The organism is Candidatus Methylacidiphilales bacterium (assembly GCA_033875315.1).
Taxonomy (GTDB): domain Bacteria; phylum Verrucomicrobiota; class Verrucomicrobiia; order Methylacidiphilales; family CAZTYG01; genus JANRJG01.
In genome coordinates, this window is record JANRJG010000002.1 from 1 (window position 1) to 5,760 (window position 5,760).

The following is a 5,760-nucleotide window of genomic DNA, read 5'->3' on the forward strand; positions in this document are numbered from 1 at the left end:
CCCGCCACTCACCGGCGGGCACGGCATACAAACCCCAGTGGATGAACATGCCGAAGCGGGCTTCGCGCCACCATTGCATGCGTGTTTTGCCGGATTCCTCCGGAACAGGGCGTGGTGTGGCGGCGGGGGCCGAGGAGGCGAGGATGAGCAACACCAAGGCGTGGGCAAGCAATGGTTTCATGGTTTTGGGGTCTTTCCGACGAGGTCCTTGATTTCTTCTGGGGAGAGAATGCGGTTGTAAAGACGGATTTCGGCGACGTCACCGGTGAAGTCGTTCAAGAATTCCAGATTGTCCGTCAGGCAGGGAGATTTACTGCGTCCCTCTCCCTCGAACCGACCGTCGAGATAGACTTGGATTTTGCGCAACGGGATACCGCCATAGGTGAAGGTGGCGGTGTGCCATTTGTCATCCTTAAGTTTCCCCCCTTTGGTCGAGTATGCGCTGTGGACGCCTCCGCCTCCTCCTAACACATCCCCATTGTTAATGTTGGCGAAGACCCCGAAGTGGGCGTAACCGTAGCGGAAGAGAACGGCGTTCTTGACCGCCTTCAGGCGGAAACTGACGGTCAGCTCATTGGCAAGGATGCCGGTGGGTTGGAGTCGGATGATGGACGAGTTCTCCAAACGCAGGGCTTTGCCTGTTTCCGGGTCGTCCACCACGAGGGTGCCATCTGGGAGCGCTAGCGAACCCGCCGCACCGCCGGAGAGGTTCACCAAGCGGTTGTTCTCGATTTTCCCGGCGGACCAATAGCCGAGGAAATCGCCCTGACGGATCACCTTGACTGTTTCCTGCCTGCGGAAGAGGTCCCGACTCGCGATGGATTGCCAATCCATCCCCGGGCCCCTCCAAAGTACCGGTCCCTTGTATTTTCCAAGTTTGAGGGTGAAGGGCACCAAACCCTCCGGAAGGAGGGTGGAGCGCGCGGTGTTGGCTTCACCGGCGCCAACGCGTGCCACCACCGACTTGCCGAGCGCAAGTTCAGCGACACCGGAAACGCTGAGCTGGAATTGGTATTCCCCGGCATGGGGAACGAGCAGGAAACCCTCATAGACATGCAGCAACCCGGGCGAGGAATCCGGTTCGGTGATGAGGTCGGCGGTGGTGCGCCAGCGCATGCGGTCCGCGGGGGTCTCAAAGTAGACGGGTTGGCCGGTTTCCTGCGACCGGTCGTAGGCGGAATAAACCAGCCCCGGAACGGTTTTGAGCTGACCTGCGCTATCGATTTTTTCCGGGGCGGGCGCGGTGGACTGGAGGCCGGACGCGCGGACGAGCACATCCTCGGGAATCGGGGCGGGCGCGGAACCCTGAGGGGCCCATCCGACCGCAAAGGCCCAGGATCCATCTCCCTTACCGGTTCCGAGGGCGAGGGCCGCATCGCAGTAGCCGACGCGGATCGGATGGAGTCCGGCCCTGAGGGCGACCTCGCCTGTCCGGGTGCCAACGATGTGGGCGCCGTCGTTGTCAACCACCAGTTGGTCGCCTATCCAAAGCTTGGAGGCATCGTCGTTGCGCAGGCTGAAGACGTAGACGCCATCCGCGGGAACGCGGATGAAACCGGAGAATTCAACCCCGAAGCCCTTGGGCGGAGTGGCCGAGGGGAGGGAGAAGCCCGGGACCGATGAAGTGAAGAGGGGTTTCTCCTCGGAGAAATCGGGCAGCTTGTTCCAGAATCCGCTATACACAACGGCCCTGAGGCCGGGTTCGGTATCGGCCGGTTCGACCGGCTGGCGGAAATCGGCACGGGTGAAGGAGGCCTCGGTGATCGGACTGCGGTTGGATTTCCCGAATTCCCAACCGCGGGCGAAGGTGGCCGCTTTCAATCGGCAGTTCTTGGAGATCCAGAAGGGGCCGGCATAGTGGGTGGATTTCGGACCGGGCTCGCTTCCGTCGAGGGTGTAGCGGATTTCCTGTCCCTGTCCCGGAAGGGCCAATTCGACACGCAAACGGCTGGTGAACATGCGTGGGGAGGAGATGATGCGGGGTGCGGCGGGCGCGGCCTGGACGGCGGCGACGCGGCGGCCGTCACGATCGAGGTTCATGGCAGTACGCCCGTCCTGGGCATCGGCGAAGGACCAGCGGTCGGTCTGATCCGGGAAGACCAATTGGACGGCGTTGTGTTCCCCATTCCAGATCACATCGGGAAGAGGATCGCCCTCATAGTGGGGATATAGCAGGACCTTGTAACGAGGATCGGAGGAACGCGCAGGGATGACCAGCCGATTGCGCGGTTTCGAGTTCTCGTAGGGCTCGTTGGTGATGGGAGTGTTTTCGAGAGCGATGGCCATGCCGTCCTTATCCGAGGCGAGGTTCACGTCGACGATTTGGACGAGAAGCCGGCGTTTGTCGGGCCTGGGCTTGGCTTCCTTGATTTTCGGATCGGCCGGAATTTCCTTTGCGCCGAGCACGATCCAGCGCGGGCCGGTGCGGATGACTTCCACGTCTTCGGGCATGAACATGGCCCATTCGTAGAGTCGGATTGCGTCGTCCTTGCGGATGTCGTCAACGATGAAGAGATAAGGGCATTTACCGCGGACAAGCGCGGCGGTGCGGAAAGCTTTTTCGACTGGATTCCACTCCCCGCGGAGGACGGGTCCGTGGTGTTCGAAGATGCTCTGGCGACCCTTGCCGGAATCGGCCTGCTCTTTGACGAAGGCGCGGACCTCGGGGAGCGTTTCCAGTTCCCACTTCACGTAGTCCGGCGGAGGGTCGTTTTTCACGCCCCAACCGGAATTCGTCCAACGCCAGTTGTAGGCATGGCTGGCGTCGGCCACGCCGATGGTGGCCTCCGGCCGATCAATGAGGTCGATCCAGCGGCCACCGGGCATGGGCCAGGGGGATTGGGAACGCCCGTCAATGACCACATTGTTGTGCAAATGACCGGAAGCGGCGTGGTAGCCGAGCTCGGTGGCCCACTCCCGGCCGAGCGCGGCGAGGGTGAAGTTGTTCGCGTCCGCATGATTGTGGCCGACCGTGGGATAATCAGTCTTGGCCTCAAAATCGAGTTTGACCGCGTCCTTGTCCCAGGCACTGCGGGTGACAAGGTAGCTTCGCGTTGGACAGAAATACGTGAGGGGGAGTTTTTGTGTGGCGGGCGGGACGGGCTCGGGGAAAAACTCGGTGCCAAAGAGGACCGTGGCCCAGGGCCGGATGTCGCCGTCATTGCCTCCGACACCTTTCATGTAATCGGGACCGACTCGGTTGCGGTAGGCGAAATCGAGGGCCGGATCGGTCGGATAAAGATATTTCAGCATCGGCCACATCGCATAGAAGCCGTCACCCCCGCCATCCTGGTGGCTCATGAATCCTTCACCCCAGGGATGGAGTTGGTTGATCAGATGGTTGCGGAGCTGCCGGAGATTCGAACCTTTGCCAAGGACATCAAGGTCATCGCGCCGGGCCATGGCAATGACGGCGGGGCCGGCGCCGCGCATGGCAAACGAGAAATAGGTGATGTCCTCGGTGAGGGCACCGGATGGGTGGACATTGTAGGAAAAGAAATCGCGGATGATCCGGCGGGCTTGGTTCCAAAGGTGAGGATTCCACCCCTCCTCGCCCTCGATCGCAAGCGACCCCCAGCCTTGATAAACATGAAGGCCGGCCCAGTTCCACATCCGCATGTGCGAGGGCCAGTCATGCGTGAAGAGGTTGATACCATCGATCATCCGCGCAATGAACTGGCGCGCCGGTTTGCGCTGGGCTTCGTCCATCCACGGGGCGATGAAATCATAGGCCAGGCAGAACTGGGAATCGAAACTATTGTGCAGCCCGACCGGGTCCGGCTGGCGGACCCAGGTGCGGAGTTGGTAATCGCCATACAGGGAGAGCGTCCGGGCCAACAAGGCCCCGCGCTCCTTGTTCTCCGTGATCAGCGCGTCGAGACCGGCGAGCGCGAGCTGCTGGCTCAGCCCGGTGGCCGAAGCAAAGTGGGCATCGGTCGGCACGGTTCCTCCGGCAACTGCCGCAAGTACTTTGCCCTCCGGCTTGGAAGGATTGTCCAGAGTCTCCGCCACCATCTTCTTCAGGTTCGCATAATGCCCCGACTTCGCCGGGGAGCTGGCCACCGCCTGGCGCAGTCCGGTCAAGTCCTCGGGCGAAATGAATATCCGCGGATGCATCCCAGGCTTGGGCACGGCGGAAAAGACGCGCACCTCGGTGCCATCCACGGTCTGGACTTTATCGGCAGCGAAGGATGCGTAGTTCAGCGCAAAGAATGCGGCCGCATTGAGGATGATCTTCAGATGAACGGTCATTGCAAAAGGGGTGTGGAATCAGGGATGTGAAGAGGCATCGGGGAAGAGCTCGAAGAGGCCGACACGCACGTTGGTCTTTGCGCTTTCGACGGTCAGACGTACCCGTGACGCGGTGGTGACAGGCACATTCACAGTCCAGTCATTGCCCTTGGGATTGGTGACGTCCCAGAGGGTTTTCCAGCCCTCGACGGTGCCGGTCTCGACGAGGAGGCGCGTGGGTGAGGTGTAGGGGGTCGTGAGCCGGATGACGCCGAAAGTAGCAGGAGCGGCGAGGTCAAACTCGAGCACCCCTTTACTGGAGTTGGTGCGCCAGTCGGCGGGAGCCGGCGCGTCGCCGCCTTGGATGACGACATCGGCCTTGGCTTGGTTCTCGGAGGCGGTGACACGCGCGCCATAAGTGAGCGAACGCAGGCGTGGAATCTCGCCCGGGACGTCCAATGAGATGACCGGCACCTCCACCGGGGGCTTGGACGGGAGTTCGAGAGTGGTGATTCCACCGACTGGCGGGCGCAGCTTGATGCCTGCCTCGGGGAATCCGAGCAGGCGGGCCTTACCAGCGGGTAGAGCGAGCGGAAGGCGCAAAAATCCGTCGGCAGGCCAGCTTTGTACGAGGAGGTAGAGTTTTCCGGACTTGCGCGTGGTGTAGCCCCAAGGCAGATAGTCGAAAGGGCCGCGTGTGCTGCCGTAGACGGCCTCTCCGTTGACCTTAAGCCAAGCGCCAATGCCGCGTAGGCGCTCGGCGGAGTCGGCGGGAATGAGACCCTCGGCGTCGGGACCGACGTTGAGGAGGACATTGCCGCCCTTGCCCCAGGCCTCGGTGAGTTCTTCGAGAAGCGTCTTCAGCGGCCGTGCGGGCGCGGGCGTGTACCCCCAGTTGGGGTTGATTTTTGTGCAAAGTTCCCAGTCGCGGGAGGGAGGCTGGATGGGGATATGGCCTTCCGCTGTGTCGAAATCGCTGGGATAGCCCAGGAGACGCGGGGTGACGATAGCCTCAGGCTGGAGCTTGATGGCCTCGGCGATGCGGGAGACCTGCTCAGCGGAGGCACGCGGGGTGCCATCGTTGTCAAGCCAGAGGACGCCGATGGGGCCGTAGCGGGTGAGTATTTCGCGGAGCTGCGGGATGGCGACGCCGTCGAGGTAGGCATCCAGCGAGCCATTCTGGGCGGGGTCCCACTTGGGTTGGCCGGCGCCGCCACCGGGGTGACCCCAGTCCGCAAGGATGGAGTAATAGGCACCAAGGCGGATGCCGCGCTTGGGGAGTGCGATGGCGAGTTCTTTCAGCGGATCACGCTTGAAGGGGGTGGCGTCGTGAATGTTGTAGGCGCTCGCCTCGGAACGGAACATCGCGAAGCCATCGTGGTGCTTGGTGGTGATGACGATGTATTTCATGCCGGCCTCTTTGGCAAGGACGACCCAGGATTCCGCGTCAAACTTTGTCGGGTTGAATTGGGTGGCGAGCGTCTTGTAATCAGCGACGGGGATATCACCGCAATTCATGATCCATTCACC

At 61.9% G+C, this 5,760-nt stretch carries 3 protein-coding genes; all 3 read right to left on the bottom strand.

What is annotated here, in order from left to right:
- On the bottom strand, positions 1 to 181 hold a 181-nt coding region (locus tag SFU85_00235; protein MDX6765196.1), incomplete at its 3' end, for an alpha-L-fucosidase.
- Positions 178 to 4,251 (bottom strand): PA14 domain-containing protein, encoded by a 4,074-nt coding sequence (locus tag SFU85_00240; GenBank protein ID MDX6765197.1) that lies wholly within the window; start codon positions 4,249 to 4,251, stop codon positions 178 to 180. The genes SFU85_00235 and SFU85_00240, both read right to left, overlap by 4 nt.
- An 18-nt stretch (positions 4,252 to 4,269) precedes the next feature.
- A partial coding sequence (locus SFU85_00245) for an alpha-L-fucosidase (GenBank protein MDX6765198.1) occupies positions 4,270 to 5,760 on the bottom strand: 1,491 nt, incomplete at its 5' end.

What these genes read in the sequence shown, in the direction of transcription:
- SFU85_00240 (MDX6765197.1), bottom strand. Translation starts at nt 4,251, where the DNA reads ATGACCGTTCATCTGAAGATCATCCTCAATGCGGCCGCATTCTTTGCG.